General features: G+C 54.4%; 1 rRNA gene. It reads right to left on the bottom strand.

The features are described 5' to 3' along the window. Positions 1-51: 51 nt before the first annotated feature. Positions 52-1,600, bottom strand: a 16S ribosomal RNA gene (locus BA1_RS18165). Positions 1,601-1,659 lie beyond the last annotated feature (59 nt).

The following is a 1,659-nucleotide window of genomic DNA, read 5'->3' as shown; positions in this document are numbered from 1 at the left end:
TCCTTCAAAACTAAACAAGACCAAAACGCACACTGCTCCATATATCCTTAGAAAGGAGGTGATCCAGCCGCACCTTCCGATACGGCTACCTTGTTACGACTTCACCCCAATCATCTGCCCCACCTTCGGCGGCTGGCTCCATAAAGGTTACCTCACCGACTTCGGGTGTTGCAAACTCTCGTGGTGTGACGGGCGGTGTGTACAAGGCCCGGGAACGTATTCACCGCGGCATGCTGATCCGCGATTACTAGCGATTCCAGCTTCACGCAGTCGAGTTGCAGACTGCGATCCGAACTGAGAACAGATTTGTGGGATTGGCTAAACCTTGCGGTCTCGCAGCCCTTTGTTCTGTCCATTGTAGCACGTGTGTAGCCCAGGTCATAAGGGGCATGATGATTTGACGTCATCCCCACCTTCCTCCGGTTTGTCACCGGCAGTCACCTTAGAGTGCCCAACTGAATGCTGGCAACTAAGATCAAGGGTTGCGCTCGTTGCGGGACTTAACCCAACATCTCACGACACGAGCTGACGACAACCATGCACCACCTGTCACTCTGTCCCCGAAGGGAAAGCCCTATCTCTAGGGTTGTCAGAGGATGTCAAGACCTGGTAAGGTTCTTCGCGTTGCTTCGAATTAAACCACATGCTCCACCGCTTGTGCGGGCCCCCGTCAATTCCTTTGAGTTTCAGTCTTGCGACCGTACTCCCCAGGCGGAGTGCTTAATGCGTTAGCTGCAGCACTAAGGGGCGGAAACCCCCTAACACTTAGCACTCATCGTTTACGGCGTGGACTACCAGGGTATCTAATCCTGTTCGCTCCCCACGCTTTCGCTCCTCAGCGTCAGTTACAGACCAGAGAGTCGCCTTCGCCACTGGTGTTCCTCCACATCTCTACGCATTTCACCGCTACACGTGGAATTCCACTCTCCTCTTCTGCACTCAAGTTTCCCAGTTTCCAATGACCCTCCCCGGTTGAGCCGGGGGCTTTCACATCAGACTTAAGAAACCGCCTGCGAGCCCTTTACGCCCAATAATTCCGGACAACGCTTGCCACCTACGTATTACCGCGGCTGCTGGCACGTAGTTAGCCGTGGCTTTCTGGTTAGGTACCGTCATGGTGCAAGCAGTTACTCTTGCACTTGTTCTTCCCTAACAACAGAGCTTTACGATCCGAAAACCTTCATCACTCACGCGGCGTTGCTCCGTCAGACTTTCGTCCATTGCGGAAGATTCCCTACTGCTGCCTCCCGTAGGAGTCTGGGCCGTGTCTCAGTCCCAGTGTGGCCGATCACCCTCTCAGGTCGGCTACGCATCGTCGCCTTGGTGAGCCGTTACCTCACCAACTAGCTAATGCGCCGCGGGTCCATCTGTAAGTGACAGCCGAAACCGTCTTTCATCCTTGAACCATGCGGTTCAAGGAACTATCCGGTATTAGCTCCGGTTTCCCGGAGTTATCCCAGTCTTACAGGCAGGTTACCCACGTGTTACTCACCCGTCCGCCGCTAACATCCGGGAGCAAGCTCCCTTCTGTCCGCTCGACTTGCATGTATTAGGCACGCCGCCAGCGTTCGTCCTGAGCCAGGATCAAACTCTCCGAGGTATGCAGGATGCATATCACACATGCGTTGCTACACGATGTAGCGAACTTAGCATGTGATC

Source organism: Bacillus xiamenensis (assembly GCF_000300535.1).
Classification (GTDB): Bacteria; Bacillota; Bacilli; order Bacillales; family Bacillaceae; genus Bacillus; species Bacillus xiamenensis.
This window is presented reverse-complemented; position numbering and strand designations above follow the sequence as displayed.